Raw genomic sequence first — 19,859 nt, forward strand, 5'->3', positions numbered from 1 at the left:
CCAACTCATATATTTTGATTCTTTCCTTCGAGATCTTCTATAATTTCCATTGCCACAAAATATCCAAAAAATAAAGTTAATATATCCTCGTACCGCTTTCCCCATCCTCTTGCTCTGCGTAATATTATGTTTTGGCTTTCTTGTAATTTCTTTTTATGGAATAATAAAGGAACAACAGATGAATGGCAAGCGGTCAGATCCATCATTAGAGCCGACAACTTCTTCTGAAACTCTTCAATCGGAAAGTCATTATTCTCTTTCGAATACAGCCGCATTGTTTCAGGCGGATCTTTAAATGAAGGTTGATATTGCGTACTAAAAACACCTTCATTAGTTATTTTGTCGGCAATTAATTTACCAAAGACGATACCCGATGCGAAGGCTTGTCCAGGGATTCTTCCCATGCCAAGATCACCATTAAATTGAGCTTCTCCAGTAACAAAAACACGATTTAAGTTTATAACCTCAGCATTAGCATTGATTTCGATTCCTCCTGAAGAATAGTGCATCGTTGGCGTAATTTTGATTCTTTTATTTTTAACAATATTAGGACTTGATCCATATTTTTTGAATTTTTCATTCAATAAGTTTTCATCAGCATGGCTCAGATCCAGGTACATATCCTTTTTTTGTTTGATGCAATCGAGTTGAAATTTTAAAATCTCATCAATCATTTCGTGATAATCATCACATGCAATTGCATCACTGATATGGTCATCTTTTAATAATTGAACTCCTTCCTTATCTACTATTTTCCCTTGACTCATAGATACAACTCCGCCCAATAAAATTTGCCTTCCGTTGTAAATTGACCAAGGATGACACATTACTGTTGACATTCCCTTTAATCTTGCACCTATTTTTTTAGCTAAAATATGCGCTTCACCAGTTGAACCCGGCGAATTATCATTGTAACTAAATTGTCCCGCATATCCTCCCGTAGCCAATACCAAATAATTAGTATAGATTCTAATAAATTGATCTGATTGTGTGTCATAAAATAATGCGATAACTCCATGATCGGACTTTTCCAAATGAATCAAAATTTTATTACACATCGGTTGCTCAATACGCTGCAACAAGCTATTGATTAATTTCTTTCCCCCATGTGATTTAATCAAGCATTCAGGCATGATACCAAAAGAGGTTTTCTCATAAGGAATTCCTAGTTCCTCAAAAAAATCTATAATTATGCCGGAATTCCTGTATAGCGTTTCAATAACTGGCCGATCTGCCCCACATTTATCAATAGTAAGATTAATAATATCATTAATTTCATTCTCTGATGGAACACGCGTATTAGCGGCTGAAAGGAAGGAGTTGCTTTGTTTGGGCGCATTCTTTTTTGTTATTATCATGTACTTCATATGGTTTTTTGACAAATAATAAGCAACAGCAAGCCCCGAGATACCCGTACCGACAATCAAAATTGGAGTGTAGTGTTCAACGGATATTATATTTTGTTTCATCATTTCATCTCCTCTTTTAGGAAATGTGTAGAAAAGTTACGAGGATTGCCGACGAACAGCGCCCCGGTGGAAAATTGAAAGAGGGTAAGATTGCCAATCACTCGCATGTTTGTGTCAATGCGATCTTGAACACTCGCAAAATCCATGTGAAGCAGGGGCTGCAAGCAGTTATTCATCCGAAAAAGCGAGCTTCCGGCAGGAATAAGCCGTGAACAGAACTGTGCGCCTGCAAGCCCCGCTCCCGCCTTGTTTTAAGCCTCAGTAGTTGTTGGTTTATTTTTCAGTTTTATAAACTCGCGTTTTGCCCACAAATACAGAAGCAAAAATGCTATCAGATTTCCGCTTCCAAAGAATATGAAAATAAGATTCATATTCTTGATGGGAAAATGAAGCAATGGCAGCAGCACCGGAAATGAAGTGATTAACATACGCAAAGCGTCACTGACTAAATTGGGCATCGGTTTGCCAATTGCCTGAAAAGCGAAAGAAGTGACAATAATTCCGGCAAGCCCAATGCTGGTCAATGTTAACAGCCTGACCTGTCTTACACTGTTATCTATAACATCCTGTACAGAAGAAAATTGCTGAAAGATCTGAGGCGCAAATAACATGTACAGTGCTGCAAGAACTAAGCCGGATATCATGCATATTTTGATATTTGTGGAGAATATTTTGTCACATCTTTTAAAGTTTCCCCCTCCAAAATTTTGTCCGATCATGGGTATTGTAGACAACCCAATAGCGAATGCCGGGATTAAAAACATTTGATCCGTTCTGCTGACCAAAACCCAAGCATTCATTGATGCTTCACTTATAGATCCTACTACGTTATTCAATATCATGGTTGCTGTATTGATTAGCAAGAAGCCTATGGAAGCAGGGATACCAATATACAGAATTTCTTTAATAATCTTACTGTCTGGCGCAAATATTTTCCCTTGAATTTGTATTGTTGTCTTTCCTCGTACAAAGAAAGATAAATAGTATACAACAGTTAACCCGACAGAGATTGAAGTCGCCAACGCCGAACCCTTAACTCCCATATTGAAACCAAAAATCAAAATCGGATTTAAAATAATATTAATAATTGTCGAAGCAGTTACAGCTATACCAATTTCTTTTGCTTTACCTTCCCCTTGCAGTATTCCCCCAATAGTTGTCATTAACAGTTGGAATAGCATACCCGGAATCATGTAATACAAATAATCAACGCCATATTGAATAGCTTCAGTTGACATCTTGCTGCCCGCTAAATGCTCAATGATGTTCCGCCCAAATATAGAACAAACAACCAATGTAATAACCGAAATGACCGATGCCAATAATAGTCCGGTGTCCCCTGTTCTTTTAATCAGCACTTCATTTTTTTGGCCGAGGCCTCTGGCCGTAACGGAGCTTGTCGCCATAAATAAGGAACAGGATATATAATAAATAATCAAGTATATGCTATAAACTAAACCTGTACCACTCAACAAAGCCGTTGAATTCCGGTCAATCAGGGATATAAAAAAAGTATCCACCATCATATGGGCAAATAGCACGGACTGGCTAATCAATATTGGAATGCCTAGTTTCAGCGTAGTAAGAGCAATGGGCCCATTAAAGAGATCTAGTGACTGTGGGTCTGATTTCCTTGCTTTACTGCTTTTGTCTGACGTAGTCAGAGCTTCCCCTTGGCTAGGGTCGTTTAGATTTGAGTTAAAATCTCCCATTTACTATTCTCTCCTTGTATAATATTCCATGCATTTCTTGCATTTGCTCGCGCTTTCTTGGATTTTCAAGAGATGTGGATAGCATTGATCGCGGCCCTTATGGAAATAAATCTGTGGATGCTCCGTGCTTTTGTTGTCGTTTGCTAAAATCTGAGCGTTGGTTAACAAATGAATATTTGAAGTTTAAATCATGCGGTCATCTGGGGTGGGACTGGCGTATTTAGCAAAAATTCCGATGGGGTAAACCAGTAGTGTCCGGCCGGTCGATGCCGAAGATGACGTCGGTCTTGGCATTCTCCCGTCGAAGCTCCTTTATTCACAATACCAGATTTTTCATTGTTTGTAAATAAAAAATATAAACTTTAACCTGTCGATCTCGCAAACGGTTGTGCCGGGATTAACCCAGAGCCTCTGGCAGGCCTGGCGTTCCCGAATGGGCGAAGCAGGCTCCAGGCCCGCTCCGCTCCGGTGTACACCCTATCTGGCCCTCGTTCTGCCGCCAGGGAACCTTAAATCCATTCATTAAATACTGATTATACTGGAGCTTTACTTCCAGTACCGCTTAACTGTAAATTTTCAATCAAATTCTTGAGGTACCTATCGGAAACTACCTTTTTAAAATATAATTTTTTACACAATTTAAGAATCTTTTCATAGACATTCGGCTCATCAAAAATGGTCATATGGCAGCTAGGATCCACATCAATCATATAAAGTTTTGGAATTTCCCGTTCCCAGTCTCCCCAGTATTTTGAGCCATCTACAGCCTGTGAAAAATTAGGCACTGTAGAAGCATAGGGCTCCAGGTCACCATAAACCTTCCCGCCCTTGTTACGGAAATAGTAGCATGTCACTTCTTCCGGATATAATAATGGCAAAACGGAAAATTTATCCAATTTATAGGATTTTTGAATATCTAAATGTTTTTGTATCATTTTGTGTAATTGTGCAGTAGTTTTATTCAATCCGCGGCTCTTTGCAAGTTCAATAAGCTCATTTAAATAGACTTCATCACTTAATTCTAAATTGGTTTCATCGCGATGGATTAACATAGGCGGCTCATCTGATTTTTGCTTCATTGCAGAAATGAGGGCGACGTTTATTGTTTGCAGAATTAAATCTTTATCACTGTTTTTTAACGCATTTAATGCATTGCTATCCAGTGTGTCCAGCATAACAATAGTATTTACTTTTTGTCCCATTTTTTGCAATTTTCGTGTAACTTCATATGCAATATCTCCCCCCAGCGAATACCCGCCTAGATCATAGGGTCCTTCCGGTTGCACGGCCTGAATGATTTGAATGTAGTATTCAGCCATAGAGGATATCCCTTGCAGCGGCTCCCTTTCGGACATCCACCCACGCGCCTGAATTCCATAGAATGGCCTTTGTGAATTCCGGGCAATGCCCTGATAGGATTCTACTCCACCCAATCCCGGGTGAAACCAGAACACAGGCTGCCCATGCACGCTCTCGTTGAGGTGAATTATTTCCGGATATTCGGATAAATCTTTTGGAACGATAATTGTTACCTTAGGAATCGAAGTCTGCTCATGTACTCCTGCACTTTTTTCCTTCAAAATGTTCACAATATCCTGAGCCGTTCTACTTTCACGTAAATTGTCCAAAGTAACTGAGAATTCCATCCTGGATTGCAGTTGTTGAAATAATGACATCAGCAATATCGAATCAAATCCGTATTGCTCCAAGGGCTTATTGATATCCAGTTCTGACGGACTCATTCCCAGCACAATGGACAGTATATCCATTACTTGGTCTGAAAGAGATTCAAATTCTGTTGCGGTATCCTCATTTGCGACTTCTTCAGGCACTTCAAGCTTAACGCTCAGCCCTGTAGCCTTCTGATGCTCTGCCCAGCAGCGCCGTTTCTCAAAGGGATAGGTCGGCAATGCTACTATTCGCGCACCTTTACCGCTGTGCAACAGCTCCCAAGGAATTTTACTTCCTTGTACCCAGCATAGTGCCAGCTTCTCAAGGTTATTCTCGGCTATAAGTTCTTGCAGCAAGACCTCCTCCAGTTTTCCTGAGAGCAGGCTTCTGATTCCTGCTGAAATATCCGCTTCATAATTCCCCGTATACATAGGAACAGAGGCATTTATTCCTGAATGATCAGTTACGGATTTCAAGTACGCCTCCATACCCTCGATCAACTCTTCACGGCTGCTTACTACCATTGCCAATCGGCACTCCATGGCTTCCCGCCCTGCTTGAAGGGTATGGGCAATGTCGGATAAACGGTATCCGTCTTGAAGGCGCAGGAATTCCAGCATTTGCCGGACAACGAGCTGAAGCCGGACCGCATTCTTGGCTGAGAAGACCATGAGCTGCTCAGGGGAGGATGAATCCTGGCCTGGAGCTACATCCACATCCTCCTGTTCAGGCTGATACTCTTCGATAATTAAATGTGCATTCGATCCGCCTGCTCCAAAGGAACTTACAGTTGCACGCCTTGGATACTCCTGTTCTACTCCGTCCATCGTTATTACTGGTCTTTTCCAATCTATTAACTCTTTTTGCAGATAAAATGGAGTATGATCAAGGTTGATATTAGGGTTTAACGGATCTACCTTAATGGACGGAACCAATTTCTTATGCTGCAATTGCAAAATAACCTTCGTCAGTTGTGCCATTCCCGATACAGCCTCCGGATGCCCAATATTGGATTTTACAGACCCGATTACACAAAACTGTTGATCGGTTGTAAACTTACGAAAAGCGTTATTTAAGGCAGTAATTTCGATAGGATCCCCTAATGCCGACCCATTGGCCGCAGCTTCAACATAGCTGACTGTACGGGGATCAATCCCTGATTTTGTAAAGTTATTTTCAATCAACTGAGCCTGTGCGTTCGGATTAGGAACTGAGAATCCGTTAGTATGTCCTCCATGATTGGTTGATGTTGATTTAATCACAGCCAGAATGGAGTCTCCGTCCATTCTTGCCTTTGACAGCGGCTTTAACAGCACTACCCCAACACCTTCCGAAGGTAGATAACCATCACCCTTACCAAAAGATCTGCTGTCTGTATGACTGCCAAGCATTTGCACCTGGCTCAATCCCAAATATTTCCTAGGGTGAATGGAAAGATTAGCACCTCCGGCTATTGCCAATTGGCATTCACCTTTTATAAGACTTTCACAAGCCATATGAATGGCGATCGTGGCAGAAGAACACATCGTATCAATCGCTACACTCGGTCCCTGAAAGTTGAAAAAGTGAGAAACCCTATTTGCAATGGAGCTGTAGGATGATATTGCCATTGCTGATTCTTTGGAAATGTCCAAATCAAAAGAATGGTATTGATGATACATCGCACCGGCAAAAACTCCGACGTTAGCCTGATACAGGCGTTGTAAATTCTCACGGGTATATCCGCAGGTTTCCAGTGCATTCCAGACTGTCTCCAGAAACAGGCGGTCCAAAGGATCTATAATTTCCGCTTCCCTTGGCGAAATATTGAAGAATAAAGGATCAAATTTATCTATGTCTTCAATAAATCCTCCCCATTTACAGTATGTTTTTCCAATGGTGTTCCTAGCCTCATCAAAGTAAAGACTGTGGTCCCAACGATCACCAGGAATTTCTGTAATGCAATCCTTCCCGTCCCTCAGGTTATTCCAGAATTCTTGAATATTTTTTGCTCCGGGATAACGCCCTGAAAGTCCTATGATAGCAATATCATTATCCTCAGGTAATTTTTCCGGCTTCGATTTCATACGTGAGGAAGTAAACCTCAGCCTTCTGTGACTATTGAACAATTGCTTTACAGGCTCTGGCTCAGCAACATTTTTCTTTGAATTTTTGCCGTCCTCAATGGCATTCTCTTTAATTCCTAAAAGTTCTATTAATTTATCCAGATGGGATTCAAGGAAATGCCCGGTTAATTCTTGAATGCTTTGATATTCAAAAAACAATGTTCTGGATAATGAACCAAAAGGCTTTTCCAATTTATTAGTCAATTCCATTGCCATGATTGAGTCTATGCCGTATTTTTCCATAGGGGCATCTGCCTCAATACGGTGAGGAGGCAGTTTAATCACTGATGAAAGCAGGGTTTTAAAGTAATTTACAGCTTTCTCATGAAGCAAATGTTGTTCTATTACAGGTTCTCCTTTTGTCGCTTCTACAGCAGGCTTCGTTGTTACAACCTCCGCTAGAGGCAACTGTCTTTCGAGTGTTTCCTGAAAACGTCTAATATCACCTTCAATAACCATCACCTGCGGTTCGCCCGAAGCTAAGCCTTTATATAAAGCTTGAATTCCGGTTTTGGTTTGCATGGCAACTATACCTTTGTTTTGTTCCGATGTTTTTTCAATTTCTGCGTTGACACTCATGCCGCCATCTTTCCACAGTGGCCAGTTGATAGATAAGGTTTGACCTTGCCGTTGCTTCGATAATGTTAAAGTATTTCGATATCTGGCATAGGCATCCATAAAAGCATTAGCTACAGCATAGTCAGCCTGGCCTACATTGCCAAAGCACCCTGCTGTCGATGAGAATAGAATGAAGAAATCAAGCGGCAGTTCCATGCTCGCGTGATCCAGATTCAACAGCCCGCTAACTTTAGGCTTCAGAACCTCTAGCAGATCTGCTTTATTTTTTCTTAGTATGAAATTGTCTTTGATTACACCAGCACTGTGTATGATTCCGTTGATGCCTCCGAATTCCGCCTGGACGCTTCGTATGAAATCAATAACATCCTCTCTTTGAGTCACATCCAGTTGCCTGTATTCAACTCTGGCATCCAGAGCCTTTAATTCGTCAAGCTTAGCCTGTTTGATCGCGCCAAGCAGGGATCGTCCGGTGAGAATCAGTGTAGGATTCTTTACTTTGTTTGCAATTTCTTTGGCAAAGATAAGTCCCAAGCCGCCGGCACCACCTGTAACTAGGTATATGCCCCTATCCTTCCATGGAAGTTCCGCTGTTTCGCGGATAGCTTCGATTTCGCTCCAGGCCGTAACGAACCGTTTACCTTCCTGATATCGTATGCGAGTATCAACCGGGCTGCGGCTGTTCTCTTTCAGTTTCTCAAGTATTCCTTCTGAACCTTCCCATGATTCTACTTCAATTAACTGCCCTATAAGCTTCGGATTCTCTAACTGCGCCGTTTTTAGAAGACCGGTTAAACCGGATAAAAATTGCAGCTCCTCCCTGGCAGGAACAACAACCTGGATCAGCACCATATCCTTAGGTCTTTCTTTCAGAATGCTTTGAATTTTTTCAAAGATCTCTACAGTATATATCTGGAACAGTTCATCTATGTTGCTCTGTTGAGACTGCAAAATCATACACTGAACTCCGTTTATATGAGCTTCAATTTTTTCCCTGGCTGCTTCATCCTGCCCGCAAAGTATAACTACATGTTGGCCATAAACAGGTGCCAAGCCCCCTTGCAGAACCTGTTGTTCATTCCAGCCGGGCTTTAGCATTAAAGTACCGGTATTTACTGAAGCTCCTTCAGAATCCGCATCACCTTCAAACACTCTGGAGGTAAATCCTCTCAATTTCATATAAATATTCCCGTTATCATCACACAAGTCAACATCAAGCTTCCTGATCTTGTCTCCTTCTTCGCTGCCCCTGCTGTACCTGACAAAAGCCCACATAGAAGCGGTATTGCTTCCAAATATTTCGATTTCGTCTAAAGCAAAGGGTACCGCTGTCTTAAGCTCATGTGAACCCATCATTAAGCACATTGATGTCTGTAAAGCAGCATCTGCCAAACTTGGATGAATGACAAACTGACCTCGCGTAGCAGAAACAGATGGAGGCAAAGATAGTTTTGCAAGCAATTGACCAGATCCCATATATACATTTTCTATTGCTTGATGCCCCGGACCATAGTCAAACCCTATAGCGCGGAAAGCTTCATAGCATTGGGCGGATGTAAAAGTTCCTTGATTGCACTGTTGCTGCAAGGCAGTTAAATTCAGGGTTGTGATTTCTTTAACCACATTCAGCACCGCATGGCCCTGGCTGTATATGATCGGTTCCTTGTCGCTGAAGTCACTATAGATTTCATAGGAAATCTCTCCGTCCTTCTCCGGGAACAGGCCGATGTGGATTTGAACCGGCTGGGCTCCCGCAATAATAGGCCGGACCCAAACGATGTTCTTTAGTCTTATCCCTGTATCCTCTTCCATCAATGCCCCTGCCCCATGCTCAACCGCAGCCCGGGCCATCTCAAGATAGGCGACTCCGGGTAACACCCGCTGTCCCTTAACAACATGGCTTTCCAGGAAAAACTCCTTGCCCGTGAAGGTTGAAGTAAATCTCTGCTCCAGCAGGTCGGACGTATTCCGGTGCAGCAGAGGATGAATCACAGAGGTCTCTACCGTAGGGACCGCCCGGTTATTGCCGTTATGTTCACCGATTCCATCGATCCAGTAGCGTTCCTTTGCAAACGGGTAGGTGGGAAGGCTGACTCTTCTGCGTTTAGCCGAGCCGTAGAGCTTGTTCCAATCAAAAGCTAAACTTTTCGTCCATAGATCTGCAATTTTCCCGTACTTTCCACGTTGAATCCATTTCTCAATCGTTTCCTGCATCTCTTCATCTACAGCCAAAGCAGCCAATGTATCTTTATTACGTTTTACCTGCCCTCTGTACAGGTTCTCAATTCCATCCTGTCCGGCTGCAAAGCCCCACAGCTTCGCCTTGAGCTGCCCGATGCTGTCTGCCAGTACTCCCAGCCGCTCTTCCATGGCCTCGCGCCCTGTCTGGAGGGTGTAAGCTATGTCCGCAAGGTCGCCCTCCGTCCATGGCTGTTCCTCGATGGCGGCCAGCAATCTCTGGACCTGCGCCTTCAGCCCTTCCTCATTCTTGGCCGACAGCACAATGATGGCCGGCTTCTCCGGGGTAACGGCAGCCGAGGCCGCTTCCTGCTGTGCAGGAATATATTCCTCAAGCACCACGTGCGCGTTGGAGCCTCCGGCCCCAAACGAGGAAATTCCCGCCCGTCTTGGGACCTCCTGTCCATCCACGACCGGCCGTTTCCAGTCGGCAAGCTCCTGCTGCACGGCAAAGGGCGTCTTGGCAAACTGGATATTGGGGTTCAATTCCTTCGCATGCAGGCTGGGCGCAAGCTTCCCGTGCTTCATTTGCAGCAGGATTTTAGTCACTCCCGCGATCCCCGCTGCCGCCTCCAAATGCCCGATATTGGATTTGACCGATCCAATCGCACAATACCCGCTGTCTTGGGTATCTCTGCCAAACGCCTGGGTCAGCCCCGTAATTTCTATCGGATCGCCCAGCGCCGTTCCTGTCCCATGGGCTTCAATATAACTGACGGTCCGCGCATGGATTCCGGCCTTGTCCAGCGCCGTGCGAATCAGCTCGGCCTGGGCCACCGGATTTGGCACGGTATACCCGTTCGTCTTGCCCCCGTGGTTGATGCTGGTGCTGCGGATCACCGCATAAATATGATCCCCGTCTGCGACTGCCTTGGACAAAGGCTTCAGCAGAACGCAGCCCACCCCTTCACCCGGGACAAAGCCGTTGCCTCCGCTGCCAAAGCTCTTGCACTGGCCGTCGGCCGAAAGCATTTGCTGGGCGCATAATCCAACATAGCTGGAAGGATGCAGGTAAAGGTTAACCCCCCCGGCAACCGCCATTTCGCACTCCTGCTGATACAGATGCTCACACGCCTCATGAATGGCGGTTAATGACGAAGAGCACATCGTATCAATGGGCATGCTGGGACCTTGCAGGTTCAGCAAATAGGAAATCCGGTTGGCTACCGAGCTGAATGACGTATGCGGAAATACCCTCTCGCCCTGCTTCCATAAATCCGGGCCGTATAAATCGTAGCCGGTCTTGGTAATCCCCGCGAAGACGCCCACCTTCCCGTTATATTGCGACCGGATCTGCTCCCGGGTATAGCCCGCATCCTCCAATACCTCCCAGCAGGATTGGACAAACAGCCGTTCCTGCGGGTCCATGTTATGGGCTTCTAGCGGTGATATGTTGAAGAAGAGCGGGTCAAACTCCGCGAATCCGTCTATAAAGCCGCCCCACTTGCTGTAGCTTTTCCCCTGCGCTGCCGCCTCCTGGGGGTCCGGCTGGAAGAACCCTTCCTTGGACCAGCGTTCCTCCGGAATTTCCGTGATGCAGTCTTGTCCCCGCCGCAGATTGTCCCAATATTCCTGCAGGCTTCCGGCCTTGGGATAGCGTCCGCTGATCCCTATAATCGCCACAGGCTCCCGCGCGGCAGCGGCGGGCGCTCCAGCAGTAAAGCTGCGTGCCTTCCTTCTGCCGGCCTTCCGTGAAGCCAGTACAGGGAGTTCGTGATCGAAATTCCCCTGTGCCGCATGCGGCGGCAGGGCTTGTACCCGCTCTGGCAGGGCTTGTACCCGCTCGGTCAGCCCCGTCCATTTTAAGCACCCCGGGGAGTGGTCGGACACCAGATACTCCGCCAGTTCCAGCAAGGTCCGGTATTCATAGAACAGCGTCTTGGAAAGCTCCCCAAAGATATCCCCCAGCTTCTGGTTCAGCTGATTGATCATAATCGAGTCAATGCCATAGCTCTCCAGAGACTCTTCCCCATCAATGCTGTCCACACGCATTTTGGTAATGTCGCCGAACATAACCTTGAGCTGGTGCAGCGTCTTTTCCTTCAATAGTTCCGTGTCAATAGCCGAAGCCGAAACAGCTTGAGCAGCAGGCGCACTTGAAGCGTCCCCTTCCACTGAACGGGGCAAGCGGCCCTTGCAGGTTTCCAGCAGATCGTCTGCCAGGCTGCGGAGGGTCGGATATTCAAGAAAGATGTCATAGGTCCAGTCGAGTCCATACGCTTGGTTCAATTCGTTAACCAGTCCGGTCAGGGCCACCACATCCAGCCCATAGTCATTCCACTCTGCATCAGGGTCAATGTCCTCGGTCCCCGTTTGCAGCAGCCGGGCGACTCTTCTTATGCAATCCTCCCGCACTTGCTCCGGCAAAGCTCCATTCTGAGCTTCCGAATAAGCTGGAGAATCCGGCAGAAATTTTTCCTTTAACCGTACCGGATTCCCCTCCATGACCATGACCCGGTCACTCCCGGAGGCAAAGGCATGGTATAGCGCCTGAACGCCGGTCTGCGTCCGCATGGGGGCAATCCCGAAATCCTTCATCATCACCTTCTCGGTCTCTTCATCCACATGCATTCCGCCCTCTTTCCATAAGGGCCAATTGACGGAGAGTGTCCGTCCCTGGCGCTGCTTTAACAGCACCAGGCTGTTCCGGTAGCCTGCATAGGCATCCATGAACGCATTAGCCATAGCATAATCCGCCTGGCCGACATTGCCGACAGCCCCGGTCATGGATGAGAAGAAAATGAAGAAGTCCAGCGGCAAGTCCCGGCTGGCTTCATCCAGGTTGACCAGTCCGCTGACCTTGGGAGCCATTACAGCTTGCAGCTCCTCCTTGGTTTTTCTCAGGATGAAATTATCCCGGATGATTCCTGCGCCGTGAATAATTCCGTGGAGGGCTCCGTAATCGTTCCGAATGCCCTGGATTAAAGCCGCCACTTCCTCTTTGCGGACCACATCGACTCTCCGGTATTCCACTCGCGCACCGGCGGCCTCAAGCGCCTTTAACGCAGACTGCTTGTCTTCGTTAAGCGGGGATCTGCCGGTCAGAATCAGCGTCGCATGCTTGGCTTGACCGGCAATTTCGCCGGCAAATATAAGCCCGAGGCCTCCTGCGCCCCCCGTAATCAAATAGATTCCATGGTCCTTCCATAGCGGCTTCACTCTGGATGCTCCCGCGCTGATTTCACTCCAGACAGCCACCCGGCGCTTTCCGTCTATATATTGAACCTGCTTATCCGCCAGGCTGCGGCTATTCTCATTCAGCTTGGCTATAAGACTTCCTGCATCTTCTCCCGGTTCTACTTCAATAAGCTGCCCCATAACCTTGGGATTTTCAAACTGCGCCGTATAAAGGATCCCTGACAGAGCACGGAATAGCTGCTGCTGGCCCCGGGCTGGAGCTACAAGCTGCAGAAGCGCCTTTTCCTTGGGCTTGGCCTTGAGGATACTCTTCACTTCGTCAAATATTCGTGCAGCATACCCCTGAAAGCGTTGATCCAGTTCTTCTTGCGCGGATTGTAGAACCAGGCATTGGGCTTTCGGCATGTTGCCCTCCAGGTCCTCGCGCGAAATACCGCCGATTTCGCAGAGCGCTACTAAGCGGCTGCCGTAGCCAGAATCCCCAGTTCCCTCTATGGCCGCTTGTTCTTTCCAGCCGGGCTCCAGTAAAAGTGTTTCAATAGCCGCTGCTGGCTCAATCTGCCCCACCGCTCCATTCAAAGACCTGGTTATAAGTGCTTTCATCCGTACACAAACCGTCCCGTTGTCATCACAAAGGTCAATATCGAATTTCTGATCGATATCCTCTGCCTTGCCGCCATTGCTGTACCGGATGAACGCCCACATATTCGGGGCGCATGTGCTGAAAATCTCCAGCTCTTGAAGCGCCAAAGGCAGGCGGGGCTTGTCATCGACTGTACCGGCTGTCAGCGCGGCAGACGCCTTTAACGCAGCATTCATCAGCCCCGGATGCAGGACGAACCGGCTTTCCGTATCGGGTGCCGGAGACGGTAAACCAAGCCTTGCCAGGATCTGCCCTTCTCCCGCATGTACGCTCTCTATCCCATAGCGGGTCAAATCTTGACCGGCGGCTCCGGCTGTAAGCCCTTCAGCTGAAAGGATGCTTCTGCTGCACTCCTTCTGTACCGCTCGCAGATCCAGAGCCGGGGCTTTCGGAAGCGGGCAGGGGACGGCTATCCCCTGGCTGTATACGAGCTGCTTGGCATCTGCCTTTTCTAGTTCATCACTATATATCTCATAAGCAATCTCTCCGTTCTCCTCCGGGAACAGGCCAATGTTCAGCTGCACCGGCTGATTCCCCACAACGGCAGGCTGAGCCCATACGATATCCTTTAGCCGTATTCCGGCCTGTTCCTCGCTCCATGCTCCCGCCCCATGCTCCACCGCAGCCCGGGCCATCTCAAGGTACGCTGCTCCGGGTATAATCCTCTGCCCATTAGCCGCATCGTTCTCCACGAAAAACTCCTTGCCCGTGAAGGTTGAAGTGAACCTTTGTTCCGAAAGATCGGACGTATTCCGGTGCAGCAGAGGATGAATCACGGAGATCTCCGCAGGGGCCACCCGGTTATTGCCGTTATTTTCACCGACTTTATCTACCCAATAGCGTTCTTTTGCAAAAGGGTAGGTAGGAAGGCTGACTTTTCTCCGTTTAGCCGAGCCGTAGAGCTTGTTCCAGTCAATCATGACTCCCTTGACCCACAAATCTAAAAGCTTCGAATATTTCCCTTTGATCATCCAGGAATCGATTGCTGTTTGCATATCTTCATCCGCTGTGAAAATAGCCGAGGTCCCCTTATTTTGCTTGACTTTTCCGCGGTATACATGCTCAATCCCATCCTGTCCCGCCGCCAAGCTCCGCAGCTTCTCCTTGAGCTGCCCGATGCTGTCTGCAATCACTCCCAGCCGCTCTTCCATGGCCTCGCGCCCTGTCTGGAGAGTGTAAGCTATATCTGGAAGGTCTGCCTCCGTCCATGGCTGTTCCTCCATGGCGGCCAACAATCTCTGTACCTGCTCCTTCAGCCGTTCCTCATTCTTAGCCGACAGCACAATGATTGCCGGCTTCTCCGGGGTAACGGCAGCCGAGGCCGCTTCTTGCTGTGCAGGAATATATTCTTCAAGCACCACGTGCGCATTGGAGCCTCCGGCCCCAAACGATGAGATTCCCGCCCGTCTGGGAACCTCCTGTCCATCTACTACCGGCCGTTTCCAATGTTCTGTCTTCTCCTGTACAACAAAAGGAGTTTTAGAAAAATCAATATTTGGATTTAGACCTTCCCCGTGCATTATATTTTTGACAAGTGTTTGATGCTTCAGTTGTAATAGGATTTTGGTAACCTGCGCAATTCCCGCAGCAGCTTCTGCATGTCCAATATTCGATTTAATGGAGGAAATCGCGCAAAATCCGGTTTCATTTGTATATTTTTTATAGACATCCGTCAGCCCGGTGATCTCAATCGGATCTCCCAAAGCCGTCCCTGTTCCATGGGCTTCAATACAGCTAATTGTACGAGGATCTATTTCACTTCTCAGCAGAGCCTCTTCTATGGCCAAAGATTGTGAGACAGGGCTTGGTACGGTATACCCGTTGGTTCTTCCGCCGTGGCTGACAGCCGTTCCTTTGATAACACCATAGATTTGATCCCCGTCTTGTATGGCATCCTTCAGCGGCTTCAAGAAAATTGCGCCTACAGCCTCCGACGGAACATAACCTGTACCGCCTTCAGAAAAGGCCCGGCATCTGCCATCCGCAGCATTGAATTGCCCCTGGGACAGTGTAATATACTTGCTGGGATGAAGAGATAAATTCACTCCACCGGCGATAGCCATTTTGGATTGTCCGTTACGAATGCTTTCACAAGCCAAATGAACGGCATAGAGCGAGGATGCGCAGGCCGTATCTACGGTCAGGCTTGGGCCTGTAAAGTTCATAACATAAGAGACACGGTTGGCAATCGAGAAGATCTGGCTGTTCGCCATGAACATATCCTGACCGGCCCGGTATGCTGCTTCGGCCATATAAAGCTGGTAGTTGTTGAACGTTGCGCCTACAAATACGCCGATACGATTTCCATATCCATCCTTTTTCAACGATTCCCGCGTGTATCCTCCATCTTCCATGCACTCCCAGGCCACTTCCAGGAACAGCCGCTCCTGCGGGTCCATAAACATCGCATCTTTTGGAGAAATATTAAAAAACAAGGGGTCAAAACAATCCGTGTGGTCTAAAAATCCTCCCCATTTACTATAGCTGAGTCCTCTTTCAACGGCTTTGATCCGGTCAGGTTCGTAAAATCCTTCCAGAGGCCACCGGTCTGAAGGAATCTCTGTAATGCAGTCCCTGCCATTATATATATTATCCCATAATTGCATTATATTTCTTGAATTTGGATATCTTCCAGCCACCCCAACTACAGCAATATCAATATACTCATTATTTTTACCAGATGAAAAATTACGGTTTCGGGAAGCCCTGGCAGCGAAGCGTATTGAAGCAAGTACAGGGATTTCTTTGGCATATGCCGGCGCTTCATACTTGGGTTCTTCGATTATGGGTCTGTCCACCAGCTTGGAAACCGCATCCGGATCGTTCTCTGTCAAGTAATTTCCCAATGCCTGGATACTGTTATATTTATAAAATAAAGCGGCCTCCAGCTTTCCAGTCCATTGCTCGATCTTCCGGTTAAGTCTGGTAATCAGGATGGAGTCCAAACCCAACTGGTCAAAGGGCGCATCCGCATCCAGCCTGTTTACAGGAATTTGCGTAATCTCCGACATCAGTCCGCTCAGGTATTGAATAGCTGTATCAGTTAACCTCTGATTCGCTTCATCACTTGCTTCCAAAGATGGGGCCGAAGGATGCATACGGCTCTTAGCGGCTCTCTGCTCCATCCCTTCATCCGTTATGTGCAGCTCTATTCCTTTCATCCGTACACAAACCGTTCCGTTGTCATCGCAGAGGTCAATATCGAATTTCTGCCTGGTATCCTCTGCCTTCCCGCTACTGCTGTACTGGATGAACGCCCACATATTCGGGGCGCATGTGCTGAAAATCTCCAGCTCCTGAAGCGCCAATGGCAGGCGGGGCTTGTCATCTACTGTACCGGCTGTCAGCGCGGCGGCTGCACTTAACGCCGCATTTATCAGCCCCGGATGAAGGACGAACCGGCTTTCCGAATCGCATGCAGGAGACGGCAAACCAAGCTTCGCCAGAATTTGCCCTTCCCCCGCATGCACGCTCTCTATCCCATAGCGGGTCAAATCTTGACCGGCGGCTCCGGCTGTAAGCCCTTCGGCTGACAGGAGGCTTCTGCCGCACGCCTGCTGTACCGCTTGCAGATCCAGGGCGGGGGCCTTAGGAAGCGGGCTGGGGACTGCTATTCCCTGGCTGTATACGAGCTGCTTGGCATCTGCCTTTTCCGGTTCATCACTATATATCTCATAAGCAATCTCTCCGTTCTCCTCCGGGAACAGGCCAATGTTAAGCTCAATCGGCTGATTCCCCACAACGGCAGGCTGAGCCCAAACGATATCCTTTAGCCATATTCCGGCCTGTTCCCCGCTCCATGCTCCCGCCCCATGCTCCACCGCAGCCCGGGCCATCTCAAGGTACGCTGCTCCGGGGATCATTCGCTGCCCATTAGCCGCATCGTTCTCCACGAAAGGCTCCTTGCCCGTGAAGGTTGAACTGAAGCGTTGCTCCGAAAGGTCGGACGTATTCCGGTGCAGCAGAGGATGAATCACGGAGGCTTCGGCAGAGGCTGGCCAGTTATTGCCGTTATGTTCACCGATTTTGTCTATCCAATAGCGTTCTTTTGCAAAAGGGTAGGTGGGAAGGCTGACTTTTCTCCGCATAGCCGAGCCGTAGAGCTTGTTCCAGTCGATCATGACCCCCTTGACCCATAAATCCAACAGCTTCGAATATTTCCCTTTGACCAGCCAGGAATCGATGGCTGTTTGCATATCTTCATCCGCTGTGAAAATAGCCGAGGTTCCCTTATTTTGCTTGACTTTCCCGCGATATACATGCTCAAGCCCATCCTGTCCCGCTGCAAAGCCCCACAGCTTCGCCTTGAGCTGCCCGATGCTGTCTACAATCACTCCCAGCCGCTCTTCCATGGCCTCGCGCCCTGTCTGGAGAGTGTAGGCTATGTCCGCAAGGTCTGCATCCGTCCATGGCTGTTCCTCGATGGCGGCCAGCAATCTCTGGACCTGCGCCTTCAGCCCTTCCTCATTCTTGGCCGACAGCACAATGATGGCCGGCTTCTCCGGGGTAACGGCAGCCGAGGCCGCTTCCTGCTGTGCAGGAATATATTCCTCAAGCACCACGTGCGCGTTGGAGCCTCCGGCCCCAAACGAGGAAATTCCCGCCCGTCTTGGGACCTCCTGTCCATCTACGACCGGCCGTTTCCAGTCGGCAAGCTCCTGCTGCACGGCAAAGGGCGTCTTGGCGAACTGGATATTGGGGTTCAATTCCTTCGCATGCAAGCTGGGCGCAAGCTTCCCGTGCTTCATTTGCAGCAGGATTTTAGTCACTCCCGCGATCCCCGCTGCCGCCTCCAAATGCCCGATATTGGATTTGACCGATCCAATCGCACAATACCCGCTGTCCTGGGTATCTCTGCCAAACGCCTGGGTCAGCCCCGTGATTTCTATCGGATCGCCCAGCGCCGTTCCTGTCCCATGGGCTTCAATATAACTGACGGTCCGCGCATGGATTCCGGCCTTGTCCAGCGCCGTGCGAATCAGCTCGGCCTGGGCCACCGGATTTGGCACGGTATACCCGTTCGTCTTGCCCCCGTGGTTGATGCTGGTGCTGCGGATCACCGCATAAATATGATCCCCGTCTGCGACTGCCTTGGACAAAGGCTTCAGCAGAACGCAGCCCACCCCTTCACCCGGGACAAAGCCGTTGCCTCCGCTGCCAAAGCTCTTGCACTGGCCGTCGGCCGAAAGCATCTGCTGTTCGCACAATATAACATAGCTGGAAGGATGCAGGTAAAGGTTAACCCCTCCGGCAATCGCCATTTCACATTCCTGCTGGTACAGATGCTCACACGCCTCATGAATGGCGGTTAATGACGAAGAGCACATCGTATCAATAGGCATGCTCGGACCTTGCAGGTTCAGCAAATAGGAAATCCGGTTGGCTACCGAGCTGAATGAAGTGTACGGGTGCATCTGCTCGCCCTGCTTCCATAGCTCCGGGCCGTATAAATTAAAACCGGTCTTGGTGATCCCCGCAAAGACACCCACCTTGCCGTTATATTGTGATTTGATCCGTTCCCGGGTATATCCCGCATCCTCCAACACCTCCCAGCAGGATTGGACAAACAGCCGTTCCTGGGGGTCCATATTATGCGCTTCCCGTGGTGTAATATTGAAGAAGATCGGGTCAAACTCCGCAAATCCGTCTATAAATCCGCCCCACTTGCTGTAGCTTTTCCCCTGCACTGCAGCCTCCTGGGGGTCCGGATGGAAGAATCCTTCCTTGGACCAGCGTTCTTCTGGAATTTCCGTGATGCAGTCTTGTCCCCGCTGCAGATTATCCCAATATTCCTGCAGGCTTCCGGCCTTGGGATAGCGTCCGCTGATTCCTATAATCGCCACAGGTTCCCGTGCTGCGCTGTCCGTTACCGCAGCAGCAAAGCTGCGGGTTTGCTTCCTGCCTGCCTTTAATGAAGTCAGCACTGGAAATTCGTTATCGAACCTCTCTTCTTCCGAAGGTTCTTCAGGTATGGATTCGGCCATGTCTGCATATCCTGTCCATTTCACGCACACCTGCCGGTAGTCAGATATAAAATATTCCGCTAATTCCATCAAGGTCTGGTATTCATAGAACAGGGTCTTGGAAAGCTCCCCAAAGATATCGCCAAGCTTCTGGTTAAGCCGATTGATCATAATCGAATCAATGCCATAGCTTTCCAAAGGCTCTTCAGCATCAATGCTATCCACTTGCATTTTTGTAGTATCCCCAAACAAGGTTTTAAGCTGATATAGGGTCATGTCCTTTAATGTTTCCAAGCTTAACCCTCCCGTAATATGGATTGACTTCATTGCAAAAGCATTCTTTC

Annotated in this window: 3 protein-coding genes; all 3 read right to left on the minus strand. The window is 48.1% G+C overall.

Features of this window, described 5'->3' with window-relative positions; translation table 11 throughout:
• Positions 1-5: 5 nt before the first annotated feature.
• The 3 genes from GCU48_RS00930 to GCU48_RS00940 all read right to left on the minus strand — a co-directional run bounded on the left by GCU48_RS00930 (position 6) and on the right by GCU48_RS00940 (position 19,809).
• The gene (locus tag GCU48_RS00930; RefSeq protein ID WP_244315988.1) at positions 6-1,472 is read right to left on the minus strand and encodes an FAD-dependent oxidoreductase; all 1,467 of its coding nucleotides are present in this window, start codon (positions 1,470-1,472) and stop codon (positions 6-8) included.
• A gap of 248 nt (positions 1,473-1,720) precedes the next feature.
• On the minus strand, positions 1,721-3,181 hold the full coding sequence (locus GCU48_RS00935; RefSeq protein ID WP_152378744.1) for an MATE family efflux transporter: 1,461 nt from the start codon (positions 3,179-3,181) through the stop codon (positions 1,721-1,723).
• 533 nt (positions 3,182-3,714) lie between these two features.
• On the minus strand, positions 3,715-19,809 hold the full coding sequence (locus GCU48_RS00940; protein ID WP_167518617.1) for an SDR family NAD(P)-dependent oxidoreductase: 16,095 nt from the start codon (positions 19,807-19,809) through the stop codon (positions 3,715-3,717).
• Positions 19,810-19,859: the final 50 nt, after the last annotated feature.

It is taken from the genome of Paenibacillus brasilensis (genome assembly GCF_009363115.1).
Classification (GTDB): domain Bacteria; phylum Bacillota; class Bacilli; order Paenibacillales; family Paenibacillaceae; genus Paenibacillus; species Paenibacillus brasilensis.

Bases quoted from the DNA above. Each gene is read 5' to 3' on its own strand.
- GCU48_RS00930 (WP_244315988.1), bottom strand. From the start codon at position 1,472: ATGATGAAACAAAATATAATATCCGTTGAACACTACACTCCAATTTTG.
- GCU48_RS00935 (WP_152378744.1), bottom strand. From the start codon at position 3,181: ATGGGAGATTTTAACTCAAATCTAAACGACCCTAGCCAAGGGGAAGCT.